Annotated in this window: 9 protein-coding genes; 2 read left to right on the plus strand and 7 right to left on the minus strand. The window is 44.0% G+C overall.

The features are described 5' to 3' along the window. Nucleotide 1: 1 nt before the first annotated feature. The 5 genes from ASG16_RS27925 to ASG16_RS27945 form a co-directional block, all read right to left on the minus strand. A complete protein-coding gene (locus ASG16_RS27925) occupies nucleotides 2-325 on the minus strand; it encodes an ArsR/SmtB family transcription factor (protein ID WP_056487403.1) in 324 nt (107 codons plus the stop codon). A 240-nt stretch (nucleotides 326-565) separates the two neighbouring features. Further along, the gene (locus ASG16_RS27930) at nucleotides 566-2182 is read right to left on the minus strand and encodes a hypothetical protein (protein WP_056487406.1); all 1617 of its coding nucleotides are present in this window, start codon (nucleotides 2180-2182) and stop codon (nucleotides 566-568) included. Further along, entirely contained in the window at nucleotides 2169-3197 is a 1029-nt protein-coding gene (locus ASG16_RS27935) for an ATP-binding protein (RefSeq protein WP_241970846.1), read from the minus strand. Before ASG16_RS27935 ends, ASG16_RS27930 begins: the two co-directional genes overlap by 14 nt. 13 nt (nucleotides 3198-3210) lie before the next feature. After that, nucleotides 3211-5193, minus strand: coding sequence for a TnsB C-terminal domain-containing protein (locus tag ASG16_RS27940; protein WP_056487409.1), 1983 nt, complete (start codon nucleotides 5191-5193; stop codon nucleotides 3211-3213). Further along, nucleotides 5171-5848 carry a TnsA endonuclease N-terminal domain-containing protein gene (locus ASG16_RS27945; RefSeq protein WP_056487411.1) on the minus strand — a complete coding sequence of 226 codons (678 nt, stop codon included), beginning with the start codon at nucleotides 5846-5848 and terminating at the stop codon, nucleotides 5171-5173. Before ASG16_RS27945 ends, ASG16_RS27940 begins: the two co-directional genes overlap by 23 nt. A 1818-nt stretch (nucleotides 5849-7666) precedes the next feature. Here ASG16_RS27945 and loaP point away from each other — a divergent pair. After that, nucleotides 7667-8251 carry an antiterminator LoaP gene (gene loaP, locus ASG16_RS27955; protein ID WP_056487414.1) on the plus strand — a complete coding sequence of 195 codons (585 nt, stop codon included), beginning with the start codon at nucleotides 7667-7669 and terminating at the stop codon, nucleotides 8249-8251. A gap of 78 nt (nucleotides 8252-8329) precedes the next feature. After that, on the plus strand, nucleotides 8330-9019 hold the full coding sequence (locus ASG16_RS27960; protein ID WP_056487416.1) for a 4'-phosphopantetheinyl transferase family protein: 690 nt from the start codon (nucleotides 8330-8332) through the stop codon (nucleotides 9017-9019). A 346-nt stretch (nucleotides 9020-9365) separates the two neighbouring features. Here the strand turns inward: ASG16_RS27960 and ASG16_RS27965 are convergent, their stop codons facing one another. Further along, the gene (locus tag ASG16_RS27965; protein WP_198674284.1) at nucleotides 9366-19532 is read right to left on the minus strand and encodes a non-ribosomal peptide synthetase; all 10167 of its coding nucleotides are present in this window, start codon (nucleotides 19530-19532) and stop codon (nucleotides 9366-9368) included. 53 nt (nucleotides 19533-19585) lie between these two features. Then, the gene (locus tag ASG16_RS27970) at nucleotides 19586-23881 is read right to left on the minus strand and encodes a non-ribosomal peptide synthetase (RefSeq protein WP_056487419.1); all 4296 of its coding nucleotides are present in this window, start codon (nucleotides 23879-23881) and stop codon (nucleotides 19586-19588) included. Nucleotides 23882-24008: the final 127 nt, after the last annotated feature.

Raw genomic sequence — 24008 nt, forward strand, 5'->3', positions numbered from 1 at the left:
GCTATTCGCAAGTTACGAGGAGGCCTTGTGCCGCCAACTTCTCGAACTCCTCTGAGTAATCGGGGAGATTCCCTAAAGCGAAGCGAAGTTGTTCTAAACGCTCTTGATTCAGAGTGTAGATGACCCACTGTCCTCTTCTGGATTCAATGACTAAATCTGCACTTTTTAACTTACTCATGTGCTTAGACACGGCAGGCTGCGAAATGCCAAAAATGGGAACTAATTCACAAACACAGCAACTTCGATGGTTTAATAAACTAATTATTTTTAACCGGGTAGGGTCCGCAAGTGCTTTTAATGCGTTGACCATTTGCTTTGTGTCCATGTCTATTTTTTACCTCCTCTCCATTCATCAACAATAACCTTATACTATTATAACCATATGGTTATTTCAATATGTCGATTGTAAAGATTTCAGTCCCTTCTTCTTTCTATTCAACGTTACAGCTTCTTCATAATTTGCAATAGATCTGAGAAATTCGCATTAGCAATACGTATAATACTCTAAGTATGTCAGGAAGGTTCCTCGACCTTAATCAATCGATTTAATAAAGCTGTTGTGTTGTTAATCCCATTTTACAGAGTTGGAATAATTCGGCTTACTTATTTTGTAGTAGCGTAGTTGCTGTTTGGCATGTTGTATCTTTTCTCTCCTTTTAGGATCTCTTCTGCTCTTTACAGTTTGAAAAGGGCATATTTGCTCACTGATAATATTTATTTTGTCAGGAATTGCTTCAGAATGAATCTCATATACCTTTTGTTCACCGAACGGAAGAACGAGAAAAAACGGTGACAGGTATTCGTATGAAAACGGTGGCAACTGTAACATTATGAATTTAGTCATAAGCTTTTTAGCTATAGATAACCACGTCCAGAAAAGGGAGATGGAAACATGAGCAATGCTCCGTCCCAGTACCCACTTTAACGAAGCTCTACTTTCATTGCTAATATCTTCTACTTGTGATTTCCATAAATCCACTACATCCTCAAAAAACTCTGAGTACAAGGTAAACGGAAATTGAACAAATCGATGATCAACCGTTTTAGGGCGTTTGTATCTAGCCGTGACATGTCTTGGCGATTGGAAGCCTTGAACAAATGATCTCCAATGTACATAAGCAAACGCATAAGGACATTTAGGGGCTGCATTGTCAGCAAGAAAATAACGTTCTATGCAAGTTTTGTGTTTCATTAGTACGGTTTTACGGAGATTTCTTGCGATAGAAGAAATTAGCTGATTATACGAAAGGAATAAGTCCTCTTGTTGTACACGCAATCGACTTTTTCCCAATGAATACTCACCGATATGGGGATAACTTTTCTTGGAATATGTCATATTTTCATATTTCTCTTGATCCCCTTTAATCATACTAATTTTTGGGGTAGTTATCTGAGATATATACCGTTTTGGTGTCTTGCTGTTTTCATTAGTAAGAAAACTTAATACTCCTTCAAACAGAGTTGGAGATTGATGTAATCCCTTTTCTGTAAACAAATAGATAGATTCCATCTTCTTACTGTTGTAATTAACTTCGGATAACCAAGTTTTTACCTTGTTACACTGAATAGCATCATCTGTCCCCCATTCCTTATAAAAAAAACGAGCAGCGCTTTCTTGTAGATAAAAATGGCCACATTTGCACACATAAGGGGATAGAAATCCATCATCAGTCATTTCGTATGTATAGATTTGACTACAATTCGGGCATGCGAAATGTAGAGGAGATAAGTGAAAGGGGCAGTAGTGTAGGAACCTCCATTGATGGAATATGCTATGGTAGCCTGTTTTAAGACATGCTTCACAAATGGCGAGATCTTCGCGGAGAAAAAAAGTAGTACGATGCCTTTCTAATAACGGTGATAAGAGTTGGTTTATTATTTTTTGATGGAAAGAAACCATATCAAAGCCTAGCACATCTTGAACTGTATGTGAATCAAAGCCTGATAAAGTTATCAGATTTCGATGGCAACTCCCAATTCCTGCCTTCAGACTTTTTACCCGGTCCGTTCCGAGTATTTTCAATACTTCTCTGGCTGTTAATGTATTGGCGAATTTGAACTTTTCAAGAATAGACCAGGATGATTCATACGGCCGTATCCAATTTTTTCTCCATGTGTAGGGATTCATCAGCTTTTGATCGACCTCACTTTCTGATGAAATTGATATGTCATAAGGATTCATCAAATTCTACTGCCGGAATGCGAAGCTCAGCATGAATATAACCACTAGCGTATATCGCTTCTTCCCACAATGCCTTCGTTACCCAACCAATATTCCGACCGTTTGCTCCGAACTCTAAGAGAGCGTATTCAATCGTGGTTATTAAATATTGCATAGGGATCTCAAAGGTTCCTCGGATTTTAGCTTGCTGGCGCAAAGAAGAGAAAACATCAAATAGTTCCTCGGAACAATCTTGAAGCCGATTTCCCACTGCATAGGCTTCAGGGAAGAAAAACCGCGTGTATGACCATCCTGATCCTTTTGGAAACTCTGCAAGCTGATCAAAACCACTAAGACAAATGCTTAAATCATCTTTGGTTTTAATTCCTGTAAAACGATGCTCATGTACCATGAAACGACCAATAATCTGGTGTCTTTTGGTTTCCATGAACAGAGTCCTACGGTGTAACAATTCTTCTTGTCCCACTAATATCACAGTCATTGCAATTCGATTCTGGTCAAGTTCATTGTAAATATCCATTAGCCAACCATAATTGAGTTCATGCAAACATTGCGCTTCATCAATAAACATGACAATCCTCTTATGTCTGGATGTGTCCCCTTTTTCTGCTAGGAATTTGGCTAAACGATCCCTTTTGATACTGGGTTTTCCGGAAAATGGGACTCCATGACCAACATCTTTTAACAGTGTTTCAAAGAAAACACCTTCATTGGCAAGCTTCGTATGTAAAGTGCGAATGTGGAATACGGGTAAATCATTCCCAAATTCGTTTGGCAAAATTCGCAATAGATATTCAATCGCACGTGTTTTTCCTAAGCGTGGTCGACCGTAAATAATCCCTCCTGGTGAACGGTATTTGATCCATTTTGAAATAGCTTGAAACATTCGTAAAACTTCATTTGTTGGGATAATGTAGGACTGTTCTTCAATTGGATGCGTTCCAGTAGGCACATGAGGTCGAGGCTGCTCTAGGAGGTTCTCAAAGGATATCTGTTCGTAATGATCTTTGGACACCGAGTACTCCCCTTTATAAATTTATGGTTTTAAACTTTTCACGTAGTTTGGATAGATCTGATGCTTGACTACCACCCTTATTGGATTGTTTCGATTGTCTATCATGATTTATGGGTTTCGCATGTTCTGAAGGTTTCGTTTCAGACATGTCCTTTTTTTGTTCTGGAACCTGGGACTCCATTTGTTTTATGTATCTTTGATGTGTAGCTAATGAATTACGGACCTTTTTATTGTTGGTCGCTTTTTCTTCATAGTATTTATTTAAAGCCTCAATTGGATCAACGTTATTAGCATAGTGCAAAAGTTTATTTCTCTGTAGCGCGTTAATTTGTTTTCGCATTTGCAATGTGTGAGGAGTAATACCCCATCTACCCGTAGCGGTAATGTACCCCAGTTCTCCTCCATCTTTGAGGAACGCTTTTAAATACCGAATGTCATTTGTGTTGACTAGTAAATAAATTTCTTCCCCAATCAGATCAAATGTATTAGAAAGTAGTTCATTTCTATATTCAACTCCTTCAAATGTGATGTAGGGTCTTTTCCCCTGTTTAATATTTCCACGAACAGTTCGAATAGCAGGTACACCAAAAAATTCAACTTCTTTTCTTAGCTCTTCAGGCAACCATCTTGGCTCCATACCTCTATGCACCACCCTTTGTTCCATGACTTCAAGTGGACTCAGATATCCCAAACTACTGTGTGGCTCATGATTGTAATTTGCGATCAGGACAGCTGTGATCTGTTCAAGCTCTTCCACATCCATCTCATATTTAATTGCCATCTTTTCTGGATGAGTTCGACGGGGGTCAGTAGGATGACTCCCAGTTGTATTCACAAAACGATGATAACCGTTTTCTTCTAGGAGCCCAAAGAATCTCTCCACAAATGGACGTCGCTCCGGCATGTTTACGGGACCAGGATTCATAGCACAACCGACGACGTTAGCTAGTCTGTTTGTCACAATCTTTGCCAGATTGGCCTTTCCATTGTCATAGCAGAACTCACTCCAAAGCGCCCATTGTGTTTGAGGAATGGCTTCAAAATGAAAACCGCCTTTTGTAGGATAGTTCAATCCTGGAATGGTGAGCTTTTTAGGAGATGTTGGAACAATTGCATTACGGATGCAAGCTAATACGTCGCTAGCTGAATACTGTGATTGAAGACAGATATGGTAACCAATAACGACTCGAGTGGCAACGTCTATAATAACGAGTAGCCATATCCTTTCTAACACATCTACGCACTCGTCCCCGAATTGATTTCTAAATTTGATAGTGAGAATAAGGTCAATTTGATGGCCGTCAAACTCAACTCGTTGAAAGGGTTTTAGGATATGATCCGCATTTTTATGACCAATGCCAGTGTGCCGGATATGTCGGGCAGCTTCGTCACCGTATCGATTGGCAGCTTGATTTGGAAGGTTTTGTTCCAGTTTTTTTAAGTACCGATAAAGCGATCGTCTCCCTAAATCCCTCGTACTAAAGGGATAGTCTTTCATTGATAACCCTAAGGATCTGCAAGCATTTAGAAATGTTACATGTATATGTTTGGGTTTTTTCACAGGATCAGTGGCTCTTCCTTGTTTGGTTGTCAAATATTGATCGTGGATGAGTTCTTTAATGTGGGGATGTTTACTTAAGAAATGGTTGAAGATTCCTGTGAGTTTTTCTGATTTTGAGGATAGATTGGTTCGAGTGTAAGACTTTAGTTTTTTTTGAGGGATCAAGGCACGGTAGCCCCAAAGCACACCGTTCGAATCTTCAGACAAACAACGTTTTACAAAGTCTATAAGACGATTCCTTGAAACCCCTGTCTCCCGCGTTATCTGATCTAAAGTAAAATGAGGAGACATATACATTTCAATAGCTCGTTTTCGAGACAAAAAAGTTTCCCTGTCTTTAGCAGTTAGGGTATCGAGTAAGACTCCTGGCCATGTGGACAAATCCAAGTCTGAAGGGTCAATGGATTTCCCCTCAAGTATTTTCCTGTGAGCCATGAATCCAGACCTCCGTATCTAATCCCAAAAGCGTTTGGTCAATATTCGAGTAAAAAACCCCAAAATAGATCATATTGAATATCGTTTCATTTAGGCGAGATGGTAAAAAGTGTGGAAGTTCCGTACGAAGGTGTCTTATTGACATTCGGTGACTACCTACTGCTTTCAATATTTGGTGCCGGTCAATTTCATTAGGGATTAATTGATTCTTTATCGTTGGGATCAATACTCTTAGGTTATCAAGAAGTATTTGATTAACACGAATATCTTTCTCCGTTTTGATTTCATAATTGAAATTATTTTGTACGCACCATTTTCTTTGAATGGTTGTTTGCCTAATAGAGCGCTCGGATCTTTGGTTTCGCGGATCTAATTCTTGCGTATATTTAACTTCAATAAAACTTTGGCTTCCGTCTACTCTTTCAATCCACATATCAAAAATACTACTTACCTTAGCACCTTCGTACAAACCTTCAATTCTAACTGGTTGTTCACAGAACCGCTTAACTGTTTGGTCAGCTTCTACTAGTAGCCAATGTTCATACTCAAGGTCACTGAAAAAATGGACCATTCGTTGGAGTTTGGGGCTAAAAACATGCCAATAGTTACTGCCATACCTAGTACTTCGTTTCGTTATGACCGGTTGTTCGTACATGAGTCACCTCCACAAGCTAATGATCTTATTTTTTCTGAAAATGTTAAAGATTATACCTTTTTGTAGAAATTCTACCTATTTTTATATTTTCCTCTCAAACGATAACAGAATCTCGTTCCGCACCTTCGGTATACATGTTTGTGTCACAATTCGTGCTGGTATACTTGTTTGTGTCTCAAAAAAATGACACAAACAAGTATACTAAAAGATGCAAAAAACTTGATTTAACGTCGTTTTCAGCTACACTTTTGGTATACATGTTTGTGTCACTAGACAGATGATCTAGATTACCAGGAATCTGTAGTTTGAGGCATTCTTACAGAAAGTTCACGGAACAACTGAGCTGCAGCACGTGTATAATTCGACGATACGGCGTTTCGTGCAAGATCAAGTGATTGAGCATCAGACACGGCCAAGGACGCTGCAAAAGCGTATTTCTTGCTTAAAATCGTTTTGTCGGTTTTGTGCAAAGGAAAATTGGATCACAGTAGAGTTTATGGTGGGCATTCAAGCGCCGAAAACAAATAAAAAATTGCCAGTTTATATGAGATTAATCGTGCTGCAACAGTTATTTCGGTTTTTGGAATGACAAACGAAAATTCGCGCAGCGAAACCATGTGATGTTCAAGCTTCTAGCGACAACCGGCATGTGTCGGCAAGAATTAGTGGATTTAGATTTAACGTGGGAAAATTTGACTTGGAGTGGAATACCGTACGAATTTACGAGAAGGGTAACAAAGAGAGAGTCCTCCCTCTTCATCCAATGGTGCTACCATTGATTCTGAAGTATCGGGAGCAGTGAGAACCATTTCGATTGCATTCAAAGGAGTTCTTCAACATCTTTGTTACGTTCACAGGATGATTCTTCTTCCGAAGTGGATATCTGACCGCTGCAGGAGCTTCTTGGCCATGAAAGTTTAGCAACTACGTCCATCTACACCCATGTAGATCTGGAACAAAAGAAACAAGCGGCTCAATCTTTTCGATTTGATTTTGAAAGGAATAAACCTCCCCTCTAAAAGTCGGTATCTCAATAGAGAGGAGGTTTATCGTTTTTGCTTTCAGTTCATGAAATAGCAATTTTATGAACTAGATTTAATTTTATTAAAACTATAGATTTTTTAATCGAACTTTTAACAAAACCGAATTTTCAGATGATTCCCTTTATTGACTTTGCCATAATTCCTCTTCTACATAGTCTTTCGTTCACACACTGTATTCTCAATTTCCCTATACGCTCTTTCGTTTGTTTTGAACCTCCCCCTCTTAACCCTCGTTTACTACAATGGTTTTGGTTACCGTTTGACTAAAACCTGTGCTACTCTCTTCGTAGGTTATGAATTCAGGACGTCAATATGATTTTGTATCACTACTCCTCCCTACAGATGAATCCATCCTTTTTGTAGGATCATAGCTGTAACGTCTGGCATTCCGAACGTGCTGAACAATATGGACAAAGGCATGGAATTTACCAGCAGGACAGCTTTTCCTTTATAATTCGAAAGCAATTGAACCTCAACCGAAATGCGAGAATGAACTTGACGATAAGCTAGTGTGGGGTTACCATAGTGTTGGTAATAAATATAAAAAATGATAATTTTTTCAACTAATTTGAATTACAATCTAAATGTCTCTTATCTTTTTAAGTGGATGGACTTGAAAAAGTTTTCGATCAAGGGATTCAGAGTAGAGGGTCTCAATAATTGTTACACGACGACAACGTTTTACATGACTCAAGTACTGTTGAGCATTTAATTCTAGGGCTGCTGTTACTACCAATTATCTGAGAAACATCTCGAAAAGGAGTCAATCACCTATATGAACTGGTATGTTCTCTTTGTTAAATCGGGTAATGAACATTCTGTAAAAGATTGGCTGAATAAAGCCTTTGATAAAGAAACTTTATACTCAATCGTTCCAAAACGAATCGTTCCTGAGAAAAAAAACGGTGAACTTCTGCGTGTCGAGAAGAATTTGTTCCCCGGATATATTTTTGTAAAAACAGAAATGAATTTTTCAACATACTACTCCATTAAACGGCATTCAAAAATCATCCGCATACTAAACTATCTAAATAAGATAGACCTAACATACGATAGTACCGTTTCCCCCCGAAACTGCCGTGGGAATCAAAATTATGAAGAAGCGCATTATTTTAAAAAGATTCCCGAAGAAGAAATGTCGATTATTCTTAAACTTCTGAATAATGATGATCAGATCGATTTTTCCCAAGTATACACGCAAGATTTTAAAGTATATGTAGAATCAGGTCCATTAAAAGGAATGGAAGGTATTATTAAAAAAATCGATAAACACAGGAGAAGGGTAAAAGTGCTTGTTTCCCTTATGGGAGATGAGCGAATTATCGACCTTGGTATTGAATTTATTGAGCCTAGTGTGTAATTCATTTAGCCATCATAGGTAAATGCTAAATGTTCAAATCCCCTGAAAGCATGACAACTGTACTGGAGGTTGAACATTATGCAAATATACGCTGTCCCTATATCTACATTACCAGATGTGTACATTTCACACCTCTTAACCTTTGTTACTGAAGAAAAGAAACAAAGACTGTCCAAGTTCCTTCAACGTGAAGATCTGATCAGAGGACTATTGGGCGACCTCCTTATTAGAAAAATCGTTTCTGAAAAATTTGCTATTCCTCTGAAAAGTATCTTATTTAGCAAGAACACATTTGGAAAACCGTACCTTTACATGCCGTTAAACCTACTTCATTTTAATATCTCACACTCGGGCAGATGGATAGTCTGCATAATAGACGAGCACCCTGTGGGTATTGATATAGAAAGAATACATACGGTTGATCTACAGATTGCAAAACAGTTTTTTGCACAAGAAGAATATGAATTTATTGAGAATGAACAGGATGCTCTGCAAAGATACTCTCGCTTTTTTAAAGTCTGGACGGCCAAGGAGAGTTATGTCAAAGCAATCGGCCATGGACTCTCGATTCCCCTAAATAGCTTTTCAACTGTTCGAGGAGGTGGAGTTGAGGGATTACGTGTCTATGATCAATGTAATTGGTATTTTAAAATATTCTTTCTTGATGACCAATATACTCTTACTGCTTGCGCGCAGAACGACAAGTTTTGTGAAACGGTTGAGATCATTGCCTTGAATACATTTGTTCAGTTTTTTCTAAATGATTGAGGGTGACCAGCACTCTTGCTATTTAATTTGTGAAGTTACTTTGTTTATTCTTTGATGAAACTCGAAAGCCTCGATAATACCAACTAATGTTTTGCTCTGGTATTCAGGGAAAATCCCCCATTTCAATCTCGTTTTTTTATGATAATCTCTTTTTGTCCGATTTCAAAACTGCAAACTCCTTAAACAAAACGTTGCTAGCTATCATTCAATCTCTCTCCTGTCCGTGTTCCCTTCTATTAGACGCTACAGTCTGCACCCTCGTGTTCGGGGGTGCTTCCTATATTTACTTCAGGGTGAGGATGTAAAAAAATCCCGCCAATGTAGAAGGCGGGACTATGTCCAAAAGCTACGGTTGTACTCGTTGGCTGGTCATGATCTTTTTAAGACAAATACTCGTATCATTAACAATTTGCTGAACTAATTCAATAAATTGAGCAATGAACTCGTTAGCCGATTCATCTGGGAGATACGCATCTCGGTATGTCATTTCCAGGTACAGGGTCCGCTGATCTTCTTGTACGACAACAAAGTGGATATCGAATTTGCTTGGAGCGCAATCATATTCGACAGGGAGCATCTCCAGACCCGCAATTTTCTCTACTTCGTCCTTTTGTGCAAATTGGAACATGACATTGAACAAAGGGTTTGTGCTGAGCTCACGCGGGACGTTCAGTTTGTCCACCAGATGATCAAAAGGATAATCTTGATTTTCATATGCTTCTAGCAGTCGCTCCTTCACTTGATTCAAATACTCCAGAAAGTTCAGGCTGCGTCGTAGCGAGTTACGAATGGCCAACGTATTGACAAACATTCCTACGATATTCTCCAGTCCATCGTGATGTCTTCCGGAGATTGGAGTACCAACCACAATATCTTCCTGATCAGACAGCTTGGACAACAGAATTGTAAAGGTGGTCATCAACACCATGAAAAGGGTCGTCTCTGTTGACTGAGCAAGGTTCTGCAAGGCTACAGTTGTGTTTTCCTCAAGGGAAAAATAGATCGTACGGGTTTTGGTATCTGCTGTCAAGGAAGCTTGGCGACTGACTGGCATTTGTATCGGGTGAACAGGCTCTTTGAATATCTCTAGCCAGTATTTCTCCTGCTTTTGCCATTCTCTCGTATTCATGAGCTGATTTTCCCAGACAGCGTAGTCCTTATATTGAAGCTTGGGGGTGTCCATCTGTCTTTTTTCGTAAAGGGCTACTAAATCTTTTAGTATAATCCCTATTGACATACCGTCTGTTATGCTATGGTGCATATCAATGATGAGGATGCACTCTTCTTTATCTATCAGCTTGATTAGCGCTGATCGAAACAGCGGTGGTCTATCCAGGCGAAACGGCCTGACAAAATCTTGAATCATTTCTGTCGCTTCTGCCTCGGTCAGTTCATATACAAAAGAGGTAAACGAAACGTCAGAATGCACCTTTTGGAGCAACGCACCGGATTCCACATCCAATTGAAAGGATGTCCGAAGTGATTCATGTCGCTGGACAAGTTCCTTCATGGCCTCCCCAACACGCTGAATGTCCAGTCTCCCTTTCATTCTGCGTATGACTGGAACGTTGTAAGTTGTTCCGCTACCTAGTAGTTTATTGATCATAAACAGCCGCTTTTGTGCTGAGGATGCTGGGTAGAAAGGACGCTCGGCAACTACTTCCAGTGAAGGCAATGGATTCACAGAGCAATTTTCGATCTGTTTAGCTAGTTCTCGAATGGTAGGATTACGAATCAACAGATTAAGATTCGATTTAACGCCAAAAGCCTTATTTATTTTGCCAATTACATCAAGCGCTTTGAAGGTTTGGTCTGTTAACTGAAAGAAATGATCATGAACGCTCACCTTACGGATTCCAAGTGTTTCCTGCCACAGAGCGGCTAATTGTTGCTCTGTTTCTCCCCTCGGTTCGTCCTCCTCAGTCAGAACCACGTTATCGGGCCACAAAGGCAACGCTTTGCGGTCAATTTTGCCGTTCGGAGTCAGCGGTAGTGACTCTAGCAATATGAGATATTGCGGGACCATATATCCTGGAAGCTCGTCTTGCAGGTAATGATGGAGTTGGTCGGTTGTCAAAGAGCTGACCGGAACTACATATGCTCGGAGTATCGCGTCCCCGTCCACATCCTGTACAGCCGTAACCACTGCTTCCTTTACTAGAGGATGATCGATTAGCTTCTTCTCGATCTCTTCAATTTCAATGCGGAATCCACGTATTTTGACTTGGTGATCTACCCTTCCAATGAATACCACGTTGCCATCTGGTATCCGCTTGACGATGTCTCCCGTCTTGTACACGACTCTCTCGGGCAACTCGTTGCTCTGTACAAAGCGTTCCTCCGTCAACTCGGGAGCATTGTAATAGCCAAGGCCGACCCCCACGCCTCCGATACACAACTCACCTTCCATACCTTCCGGGACAATCTTCATCTCTTTGTCCACCACATACAATCGGACGTTATCAATTGGTTTGCCGATCGGCAGCTCGATTTCGCCTTGCCAGTCTTCGCTGCGCATACGGTAATAGGAAGCGATGTCAGTACATTCGGTCGGGCCGTAGGTATTGACGATCTCCGCCTGGCAGTTCTCGCTGCGCACCCATGGACCCAGCTTGGTCATGTGGATCGGCTCGCCGCCCAAAAATACCCAGCGGAGGCTTTTCAGCTTTTGGTAGCCGTCGTCTGCATTCTCCTCGAGCAACGGGTAAAACGCGCTAGGTGTGCAGTTGATTACGGTAATGCCTTCACGTTCAATGGTCGTCGACATCTGTTCGTAGTCATACAAACCCGGCTCGAAAAGGATTAAGCGTCCACCAGTAATCAACGGCGCGTATAGATTTTTTTGCGCCAGATCAAAGCTGGCTGAAGCAATGAGCAGGACCCGTTCGTTCTCGGTAAACCTAAACTCCCTTGTGTACCAGTGAAGTAAATTGACAAAGGCATGAGACCGGATCATAGCACCTTTGGGATTTCCCGTTGATCCAGAGGTATAAAGTACGTACATCAATCGCTCAGGATCATATGGAAGCAGCAGGTTTTCACTTGGAAACTCAGATGCTAGAAGGTCTTCCACCGCAACAATATCTGCATCCGTGTCGGCGATACGGTCTTGAAACACACGCTGGACGAGCAACAACTTCGCACTGGAATTGCGTAGCAAGTAACGAAGACGCTCCGCTGGATAGCCGGGGTCAACTGGGGTATAGGTAGCTCCGGCTTTTAGGACTCCAAGTAGGCCTGTAATGAGTTCCAGGGAACGCTCTGCCATCACGACAACGACATCTCCCTCTCCGATTCCCCTGTGATGCAGGGCATGAGCGATACGGTTGGAAGACGCATGCAGTTGACGGTAAGTGAGGCGCTGTTCACCGAACACGACGGCGATCTCCTCGGGGCGTTGTTCAACCTGGTTCTCCAACATGTGTGCGATGCTTAGCTCATATGGATATTCGGTGGTGGTCTGATTCAATTCATGAACAAGGCGCTTTCGTTCTTCCGGTGACAGCATGTCCATATCTTCTAGAAGCTGGTCGGCATTACGGACCAGTTGTTCTAGCAGATTGAGGTAATGGTGTAGTAACCTCTCCATCTTGTTTTTGGCAAACAGCTTGACGCAATATTCCAGATTCAACTGGATGCCTCCGTCTTCTCTCTCGATCGCTTCCAGCATGAGGTCAAACTGAGAGACATGGGCGTTGATCGGATGAGTTACCATCCTTACCCCTTCCATGCGCGGAAGGTAACTCTCCATGTTTTGCAGCACGAACATGGTATCAAACAACGGATTGCGGCTTAAATCCCGAGAGAACTCTAGTTTCTCGACCAGCTTGTCAAACGGCCATTCCTGGTGTTCATAGGCTTTCAGACAACGCTCTCGTACTTCTGTAAGAAAGGCACGGAATGACTTGGCTGGGTGCGGGAAGTTCCTTAGCGCCAGTGTGTTGACGAACATTCCCACGATATTTTCAAATTCAGCCTGTTGCCTTCCCCCGATTGGTGATCCGACAATGATATCGGTTTGTCCCGTATACTTGTGCAACAACACTTGATACGCAGCAAGTAAAACCATATACAGGGTGGATTCTGTTTCTTCGGCTACCTGTCCCAGCTTTTTGGCCAGTGAGGCGTCCACGTGGATGCTTACCTTGTCGCCCTCGAAGCTTTGTAACGGTGGCCGCGGGTGATCCAAGGGCAGATTCAATACCGGTAGCTCCCCTTGCAACAAGTCGAGCCAATACCGCTCCTGTTCTTGCAAGGTCTCTCGCCTTTTGTTTTGCCAACTCGCATAATCCTTGTACTGCATCGGCAATGATTCCAGTACTTCTCCTTCATAGAGGGCGGAAAATTCTTTCAATAAAATCTGTATAGAAATACCGTCTGCAATAATGTGATGCATGTCCAGTAGAAACAGATGTTCGTTTGCGCCGAGCCGGATGACTTTCACTCGGAACAACGGACCTACACTCAGATCGAATGGACGCACGAACTGCCTGATTAGTTGGTCAGGCACTCCAGCAATCACTTCCTCATAGGTAAAGAAGCCTTTCACTTCTTTTAGCACTTTTTGAAAAACCGTATCGCCAACCATCTCAAAGCATGTGCGAAGTGATTCATGCCGACGGCTTAACGAGGTAAATGCTTCGTGACAGCGGTCAGCGTCCAATGGGCCATATACGTGAGCCGCCCATGGCACGTTGTAGGCAGTGCCCACGTCTTCGAACTGTTCCAAAACATAGAGCCTTTCTTGCTCTGAGGAAAGCCGATGATATTCTTGCCCTCCTGCTGTAGGAATGGATACGATGCTTGTCTTCGGTGTTTGTAGAATGACCTCGGCAAGCTGCTGAATAGTCGGCGATCGAAATAAAGTTTGAATCGGGATGGACACACCAAATGTCTTTTTGATCCGAGAGAGAAGGGCAATGGCTTTTAAGGAGTGTCCTCCTAAACGAAAGAAACTGTCTTGGAGGCTAACCTTGCTAATGCCAAGAACATCCTCCCACAGTGTCGCCAATCGTTGCTCTGTCTCACCGTTGGGATCGTTTTCCTCCGTTCGCTCGATTTGCTGAGTAGGCAAGGGCAGCGCTTTGCGGTCGATTTTGCCGTTCGGAGTCAGTGGTAATGCCTCGAGGATCATTACCAACTGCGGGACCATATACGCTGGCAGTTCCATCTGGAGGTAATTGCAGATTTGGTCAGTGGTCAGCTTAGTGATCGGTACTACATATGCACGGAGCGTCGTGTCTCCGCTTGCATCTTGTACAGCCGTAACCACTGCCTCTTTCACCTGATGGTGATCGAGGAGTTTCTTTTCGATTTCTTCGATCTCAATGCGGAATCCACGTATTTTGACTTGATGGTCTACCCTTCCTATGAACATTATGTTGCCATCTGGTAATCGCTTGACGATGTCTCCCGTCTTGTACACGACCCTCTCGGGCAACTCGTTGCTCTGTACAAATCGTTCCTCCGTCAACTCGGGAGCATTGTAATAGCCAAGACCGACCCCCACGCCTCCGATACACAACTCACCTTCCATACCTTCTGGCACGATTTTCATCTCTTTATCCACGACATACAGCCGGGTGTTGTTAATTGGCTTGCCGATTGGCAGCTCGACTTCACCCTGCCAGTTTTCGTTGCGCATGCGGTAATAGGAAGCGATGTCGGTACATTCGGTCGGGCCGTAGGTATTGACGATTTCCGCCTGGCAGTACGGGCTGCGCAGCCATGGACCCAGATGGGTCATGTGGATCGGTTCTCCGCCCAAAAATACCCACCGCAAGCTTTTCAGTTTTTTGTAGCCGTCGTCTGCATTCTCCTCGAGCAACGGGTAAAACGCGCTAGGTGTGCAGTTGATCACGGTAATGCCCTCACGTTCAATAGTGCTGGACATTTGTTCGTAATCATACAGACCCGGTTCGAAAAGAATCAGGCGTCCACCTGTGATCAACGGCGCGTATAAATTTTTTTGCGCCAGATCAAAGCTGGCTGAAGCAATGAGCAGAACCCGTTCGTTTTCGGTAAACGTAAACTCTTGGGTGTACCAGTGAAGCAAATTAACAAATGCATGCGATCGGATCATGGCTCCCTTCGGATTTCCTGTTGATCCAGAGGTATAAAGCACGTACATCAATCGCTCAGGATGATAGGGAAGAAGCAGGTTTTCACTTGAAAACTCAGCTGCTAGAAGGTCTTCCACCGCAACAATATCTGCATCCGTGTCGGCAATACGGTCTTGAAACGCACGCTGGACGAGCAACAACTTCGCACTGGAATTGCGTAGCAAGTAACGAAGACGCTCCGCTGGATAACCGGGGTCAACTGGGGTATAGGCAGCCCCGGCTTTTAGCACCCCGAGCAAACTTGTAATCAGTTCCAGCGAACGCTCGGCCATCACGACAACAACGTCTCCCTCTCCGATTCCCCTGTGATGCAGGGCATGAGCGATACGGTTGGAGGATGCATGCAGTTGACGGTATGTGAGGCGTTGTTCACCGAACACGACAGCGATCTCATCCGGGCGTTGTTCGACCTGTTTCTCCAGCATGTGTGCAATGCTTAGCTTAGAAGGAAATTCGGTGGTGGTCTGATTCAAGCCATAGACAAGGCGCTCTCGTTCATCTGCTGACAGCATGTCCATTTCTTCCACACGTTGGTCGACATTATGAACTAGTTGCTCCAGCAGATTGAGGTAATGGCGTAGCAACCTCTCCATCGTATTTTTGGCAAACAGCTTGACGCAGAACTCCAGATTCAAATGAATGGTGTCATTTCCTCTTTCGATTGCTTCCAGCATCAGGTCAAACTGAGAAACATGGGCGTTGATCGGATGAGTTACCATCTTTACCCCTTCCATACTTGGAAGGTAGCTCTCCATGTTTTGCAGCACGAACATGGTGTCAAACAACGGATTGCGGCTTAAATCCCGAGAGAACTGTAATTTCTCCACCAGCTTCTCAAACGGCCATTCCTGATGTTCATAGGCTTTCAGACAACACTCTCGTACTTCTGTAAGAAAGGCACGGAATGACTTGGCTGGGTGCGGGAAGTTCCTTAGCGCCAGTGTGTTGACGAACATTCCCACTATATTTTCAAATTCAGCCTGTTGCCTTCCCCCGATTGGTGAGCCTACGATAATATCGGTTTGTCCCGTATACTTGTGTAACAACACTTGATACGACGCGAGCAAAACCATATACAGGGTGGTTCCCGTTTCCTCGGCTACCTGTCTTAGCTTTTTCACAAGTGGAGCGTCCAAGTGGGCACTTACTTTGTCGCCCTCGAAGCTTTGTAACGGTGGCCGTGGGTGATCTAGGGGGAGATTCAGTACAGGTAGCTCCCCTTGTAGCAAGTCGAGCCAATACTGCTCCTGTTCTTGCAAGGTCTCCCGCCTTTTGTTTTGCCAATTGGCATAATCTTTGTACTGCATCGGCAGTGGGTTTAGAGCTTTCCCTTCATAGAGGGCGGAAAATTCTTTCAGTAAAATCTGTATAGAAATACCGTCTGCAATAATGTGATGCATGTCCAGTAGAAACAGATGTTCATTTGCGCCGAGCCGGATGAGTTTCACTCGGAACAACGGACCTACACTCAGATCGAATGGACGCACGAACTGCCTGATTAGTTGGTCAGGCACTCCAGCAATCGCTTCCTCATAGGTGAAGAAGCCTTTCACTTCTTTCAACACTTTTTGAAAAACCGTATCGCCAATCATCTCAAAGCATGTGCGAAGTGATTCATGCCGACGGCTTAACGAGGTAAATGCTTCGTGACAGCGGTCAGCGTCCAATGGGCCATATACGTGAGCCGCCCATGGCACGTTGTAGGCAGTGCCTACATCCTCAAACTGTTCCAAAACATAGAGCCTTTCTTGCTCCGAGGAAAGCCGATGATATTCTTGGCTCTCAGCAGTAGGAATTGATACGACGTTAGTTTTAGGAGATCGCCGGATGACCTCGGCAAGCTGCTGAACAGTCGGCGATCGAAATAAAGTTTGAATCGGGATGGACACTCCAAATGTCTTTTTAATTCGAGAGAGAAGGGCAATCGCTTTTAACGAGTGCCCTCCCAAACGAAAGAAGCTGTCTTGGATGCCTATCTTGCGGATCCCAAGCACTTCCTGCCATAGGGCGACCAATCGTTGCTCTATCTCATCGTTGAGATCAGGTTCCTCTGTTGGCCTCATTTTCTCGGATGGCAAGGGCAGCGCTTTGCGGTCGATTTTGCCGTTTGGAGTCAGCGGTAATGACTCTAGCAATATGAAAAACTGCGGGACCATATACGCTGGCAGTTCCATCTGCAGGTAATCGCGGATTTGGTCGATAGTCAAGCTAACGACCGGCACTACATATGCCCGAAGTGATGTGTCTCCATCTGCATCTTGTACAGCAGTGATTACGGCTTCCTTCACATGTGGATGGTCGAGGAGCTTTTTCTCAATCTCTTCAATTTCTATACGGAATCCACGGATTTTGACTTGGTGGTCCACCCTTCCAATGAACGCAACGTTGCCATCTGGTAACCGCTTGACTACGTCCCCCGTCTTGTACACGACTCTTTCGGGCAACTCGTCGCTCTGTACAAAGCGTTCCTCCGTCAACTCGGGAGCATTGTAATACCCAAGGCCGACTCCGACGCCTCCGATGCAAAGCTCGCCTTCCATTCCTTCCGGGACAATCTTCATCTCTTTGTCCACTACATACAGCCGGACATTGTCAATTGGCTTGCCGATCGGCAGTTCGGCTTCGCCTTGCCAGTCTTCGCTACGCATACGGTAATAGGAGGCAATATCAGTACATTCAGTCGGGCCGTAGGTATTGACGATCTCTGCCTGGCAGTTCTCGCTGCGCAGCCATGGACCCAGCTTGGTCATGTGGATCGGTTCTCCGCCCAAAAATATCCACCGCAAGCTTTTCAGTTTTTTATAGTCGTCGTCCGCATTCTCCTCGAGCAACGGGTAAAACGCGCTAGGTGTGCAGTTGATCACGGTAATGTCCTCGCGTTCAATGGTCGCCGACATCTGTTCGTAATCATACAAACCCGGTTCAAAAAGGATTAAGCGTCCGCCAGTAATCAACGGCGCGTATAGATTTTTTTGCGCCAGATCAAAGCTGGCTGAAGCAATGAGCAGAACCCGATCGTTTTCGGTAAACGTAAATTCTTGGGTATACCAATGGAGCAAATTAACAAATGCATGCGATCGGATCATGGCTCCCTTCGGATTTCCTGTTGATCCAGAGGTATAAAGCACGTACATCAATTGTTCAGGATGATAGGGAAGTGGCAGGTTTTCGCTAGGCAACTCAGCAGCTAGCAGGTCTTCCACCGCAACAATATCCGCATCTGTGTCGGTAATACGGTCTTGAAACGCACGCTGGACGAGCAACAACTTCGCACTTGAATTGCGTAGCAAGTAACGAAGACGCTCCGCTGGATAGCCAGGGTCAACCGGGGTATAGGCAGCTCCAGCTTTTAGGACTCCAAGTAGACCTGTAATGAGTTCCAGCGAACGCTCGGCCATCACGACAACGACATCTCCCTCTCCGATTCCCCTGTGATGCAGGGCATGGGCGATGCGATTGGAAGACGCATGTAGTTGGCGGTAAGTGAGGCGTTGTTCACCAAACACGACAGCGATCTCCTCGGGACGCTGTTCAACCTGTTTCTCCAGCATGTGTGCAATGCTTTGATCAAATGGATATTCGGTGGTGGTCTGATTCAAGCCATAAACAAGGTGCTCTCGTTCATTTGCTGAGAGCATATCCATATCTGCGAGACATTGGTCGGCGTTACGGACCAGTTGCTCCAGCAGATTGAAATAATGGCAAAGCAATCTCTCCATTGTGCTTTTGAAAAAGAGGTTTGTATCATATTGAACTTTGACAAAGATGCCCTCTTTTTCTGCATCGATTTCTAATGAAAAGTCATACTTCTTCCATTCAATCTCTTCATTTTTCTTTTTGAAGAGAACATCAAAGAGTGGATTTCTGCTCGGATCTTGGTCCAAATCGAGTGTTTTCACTAGTTCTTCGTAAGAGAAACGTTTCGGAGCAAGAGCCTGCAAGCACACTTGCTCGATGATGGCTACATACTCACGCCAAGTGATTTCCTGATCCACGTGGCCAGCGATTACAGAGGTGCAAGATGCTTGGTTTCCACCAGATTGTTGAAACGAATCAGACGTCCACCCTACGAAGATTTGGTCTTGGCCAGAATATTTGGAGAGCAGTAGTATGAAAGCAGCCAGAAGTATGATTTCCATGGATACGGCTTCTTTCTCTTCAATAAGCTCCAGCTTTCTCTTTAACTCGAGGCTTGTCTTTTGTGCGACATAACCTTTGTCCATGCTTTTAACCGCTGGGCGAACACAATCTAATGGCATGTTTAATGTTTGTTCACGGTTTGCCAATATGTGTCTCCAATAATCATCCACTTGCCAATCATACAGCCTCTGTTCGACGTCTCCAGGTAGTTGGCCGTTCCTATTGGCAGTTCCAGCAAGCTTCTGAATCATTGAGTTGCTCTCCTTTGACATCAGGATTAGAGGATCATCTTTTTTCCTTCGTATCACCCTTTATTGGGGGAAATAGATTCAAAGAATGAAGCCATCTCTTTAACGCCAGGATCTCTGAAAATGGAAAAATGATCCCCCTCCATTTCATGTAGAATGACTGGACTATAAAAAAATGCGTTCCATTGCTTTTCTTCTATCGAAGATTCTTTCGCTTTGATCAAATGAGCCTGTGCAAAAACTTTTCGCTGGGGATGATAGTGGACATAGGCATTCTGGAAATCGATGAACAAATTTAAATAGCGGTAAAAGTCTACTTGACTACTCTGTGCATATGCTGGAATTGCTTGCAGAATCTCTTTGGGCATCAGGATTTCCAATGCTTCAAACGTAAGGTTGTGCGCTTCCATGTACTGCGCAGTCTTTTTATACAAACCATATAGCGTCGATTCATTCTCCATTTGAGAAATCAGTTCAGGAGCAGACAACACTTGTGTAATCTGCTGTCTGAATGAGTCTACAACCGATGGATCTGGAATTTGGAGATGCTGGTGCAGCAGCGGTGAGGAAGAATCGATGAGAACAAGTATCTCCACCTCATCTCCAGCAGCTTCTAGCTGCCTCGTGATTTCAAATGCCAATAGGCCACCTAGACTCCAACCAGCTAAAAAGTAAGGGCCGTCGTTTTGGATTTTTTTCATTTTTTCCAGGTATTTCTTTGCTAGCCCCTCGATGGTGACATCTTGGCTACTTTCGCCATTGCTCATTTCTGCTGGAATGCCATAGCAGGTAAATCTGTCACCAAGGTGGTTTACGAGGTCAAAATAAGCGTCGATACTACCGCTAATGTCGTGAATCAAAAAGAGATTGGGAGCCTCCGTCGATCGTTTGTTGATTAAAACGAGGCCATGATCGCCATTAGCCGAGACAGGCAAAGATTCCAATTGAATGTAAGAAGCGATTTCTGCGATTGTTGGATGGGTGTAAACATGACTAACAGGAATGTCCACGTTCATCTCTTGGCGAATTTGGCTTGCAATCAAGATGATTTTCAGCGAATTAGCCCCAACTGAGAACAGATTTGTTCGAATGCCAAGCTGATCGATACGCAATATCTTTTGACATATGTTTGTCAGCTTTATTTCTACGTCGCTAGTAGGCAGCCCATCTGTTGCTTGATCCACTTCAACAACGGGGGCAGGCAACCGTTTTCTGTTTACTTTTCCACTGGAGTTTAAGGGAATCTCCTCTAACGCCATAATCGCATCCGGTACCATGTAGCGTGGCAGTCGACTGGTTAGATAGCTCTTCAGCACATCGGAGTCCAACATATCAGAAGACACATAATAAAGGCACAGCAGCTTCTCTTCTGCTTGGCTTATCGTTATGGCCGCAACGGCTGCCTCAATCTCTGGCAATTCGAGTAACACATTTTCAATTTCGCCCAATTCAATCCGCACGCCTCTGATTTTGACCTGCTCATCCTTTCGGCCCAAATACTCGATAGCTCCGTCCGGCATCCAGCGAACCAAATCTCCGCTTCGATACATTCTGTTACCTGGATACCACGGATCGTTGATAAATTTTTGCGCAGTGATCTCAGGTTGATTCAAATAACCTCTCCCCACTCCAACCCCTGAAATCATCAGCTCACCTGGAATGCCCATCGGCTGGAGGGTGTCTTCCTTGTCCACAATGTACAGACGGATATTGTCAATGGGTTTTCCGATCGGAATGATCGTTCGCGGTGGTTGTGTCCCATAGCCTTCGGAACAATCAAACCAAGAGACTTCTACGGTGGTTTCTGTCGGACCGTATAGATTGATGAGCCTTGTTCCGCTCCGCTCATGAATGATTCGATTGAATGTGTTGACTGCATTAGGGAGTAGGGCTTCTCCGCTCGCAAACATGAAGCGAAGACTGGACAGTCGCTCTGACTCCCGCTCCATACGAGGCTCTATGTAGGAAAGAAAGCTGCTCAACATAGATGGAACAAAGTGCAACAGCGTGATTCGCTCACGAGCAATCGTTGCGAGAATGGCTTCGGGATCTTTCTCCTTGCCCGGCTCCAGAAAGCAAACTCTCGCCCCTTGAAAATACCATCCAAAGAGTTCCCATACGGAAACATCGAAGGTAAAAGGTGTCTTCTGCAAAAAGCAGTCATCTTCTGTAATGAGAAACTGCTTATGCATCCAGTCTAGTCTGTTCATTACCGAGCGGTGCTCAATCATGACTCCTTTTGGAGTGCCGGTGGAACCAGAAGTATACATAATATAAGCTAGATCAGTTGGACTGCTTCTCGGTACAAGATTGGAATCATCACCTACATACAGTGCAGGGTTCTGAACATTTAGGTACATCTTCTCTTTTGGGTGGCTGCCTTCCAAAGTGTCTTGATTGACAAGCACGACCTTGGCCTGGCTGTCCTCTAGCATAAACTGCACGCGATCTTGGGGATAGTCCGGGCTAATCGGCAGGTACGCACCACCTGCTTTCAAAATCGCCAGAAGGGCTACCATCATATCAACAGACCTCTCTAGCATTACGCCTACCGTTACACCGGGGCCAACGCCCCTTTCCACAAGCACTCTCGCTAGTTGGTTGGTTTTCTTGTTCAGTTCCCGATACGTAAGCGATTGATCGGCACAAACAACCGCAATATTGTCTGCGTATGTTTGGACCTTATGTTCGAAGATCGCTTGCAGTGTTTGTTCGGTGGAAATATCGGACATTTTCCTGTTGAAGTGATGCAAAATTTTGTCTTTCTCGTCCTCTGTCAACAGGCTAAACTCCCTTATTCTGCGTTCAGGTTCCGACAGGATTGCTTGAAGCAGACCGATGAAGTGTTCGCCCATTCGCTGCATTGTGCTTGGATCAAACAATTCCATGTTGTATTCCATGTTCAAGCAGATTTTTCCGGAATCGAGAAAGTAGACTCCGCAGGCAATATCTTGCCTGTTTCCACTCTGCAACGTATCTCCGTCCCTTCCAATGATGGATTCCATGACCGAGTCCATTTCGGTATGGATGTTCATCGAGACACGGTACAAGGGATGATCCGTCTTGGAGAGAAGATGCTGTCGGCAAATGATTTCTTCCATTTCATCGATGTCGCATTCCTGATGTTCAAGGGCGCTGATCCAGATTTTCTTCACCTGCTGTAAATATTCAGGCAGTGTTTGTTCCGTCGTAATTTGGAAGCGAATCGGAACAGTTCGAATAAACACACCGATACTGTTCTCGAGTCCGCTGTATCTGCGCGACGATAGAATGCCCATGGTGATGTCACTTTGAGCGGTGTATTTGGAAAGAAGGAGCCCATAGATTGCTGTCAACAAAATACTTGGCGTGACTTGATACTGTTTGGCGACGCTCTGAATAGCCTTTGCAGTCGATTCATCTAGGAAGAAGTTTTTGTTTCCATAGGTAGCTATCAGACCATTGCTACGGGGACGGTCTAGCGGGAGATTCAAAACTGGCAGATCGTCGGCAAACATATCCAGCCAGAAAGCTTTCTTTTCTTCGTAGGCTTCCGTGTGCTCAAGTTCGGTTTGCCATACGCAGTAATCGGCATATTGCAGATGGAGCTGAGGCAACAACCTTCCTTGGCTGATGCAATCCAACTCGTGATACACCAGTTTCAGGGAAAACGCATCAAAAATAATATGATGAAAATGAAGAATCAATAAACTCCCTTCTCCGGGCAAACGAACAAGACCAACGCGAAAGAGTGGAAGCTGGTCAAGTGTGTAAGGCTGATTGATTTCTGCCACGCACTTTTGAATAAACTCCTCCTGCAACTCTTTTTCCCCAGGAGCTTCCCAGTAGAAAAGGCGAAACGTATCCGATTCTGATTCATCGTGAACAAACTGAACGATGGCATCATCCTTGATCCCAACCGTGGTACGCAGCAATTTATGCCGTTTGATTATGTATTGAAAAGCCCTCTCAAGCACATAAGGATCAATTTCATACGCTACTTTTCGAAAATCGAGAACGGCATTCTCAAGTCCGTCGAAGTAAGCTAAGTACATCTTTTTTTGTATCCAGGAAACAGGGTAATAAGGTCTGTCCGGGACAGGTTTTATTAATGCAAACTTGTTTTCCTGTGAGTTGCGGATATATTCAGCTAACTCCTTGATCGTAAGGTAGCTAAAGATATTTTCCAAAGAGATTTCGATATCAAATTCGACACCAATTCGGACCTCAAGCTCCAACGCTTTTAGTGAGTGTCCACCCACTTCGAAAAAATTGTCCTGAATGCCTACGTCATTTAGTTGAAGAACATCTATCCAAATCGCTTTTAGTTTTTCTTCGACATCGTCAAGCTTTGTCTGGGTGGTTCCGTTCATCGTCCGCATTTCCTCCTTTTGGAGCTGGATAAAGAAGGAACGGGTCCAGAGTCATTAGCTCCGGTACCCGTTCTCCCAACACATCAGCTATCGTCAACCCATCAGGCACAGCATGCAAATGCAACTG

Origin of the sequence: Brevibacillus sp. Leaf182, from assembly GCF_001423865.2 — a bacterium.
GTDB lineage: Bacteria > Bacillota > Bacilli > Brevibacillales > Brevibacillaceae > Brevibacillus > Brevibacillus brevis_C.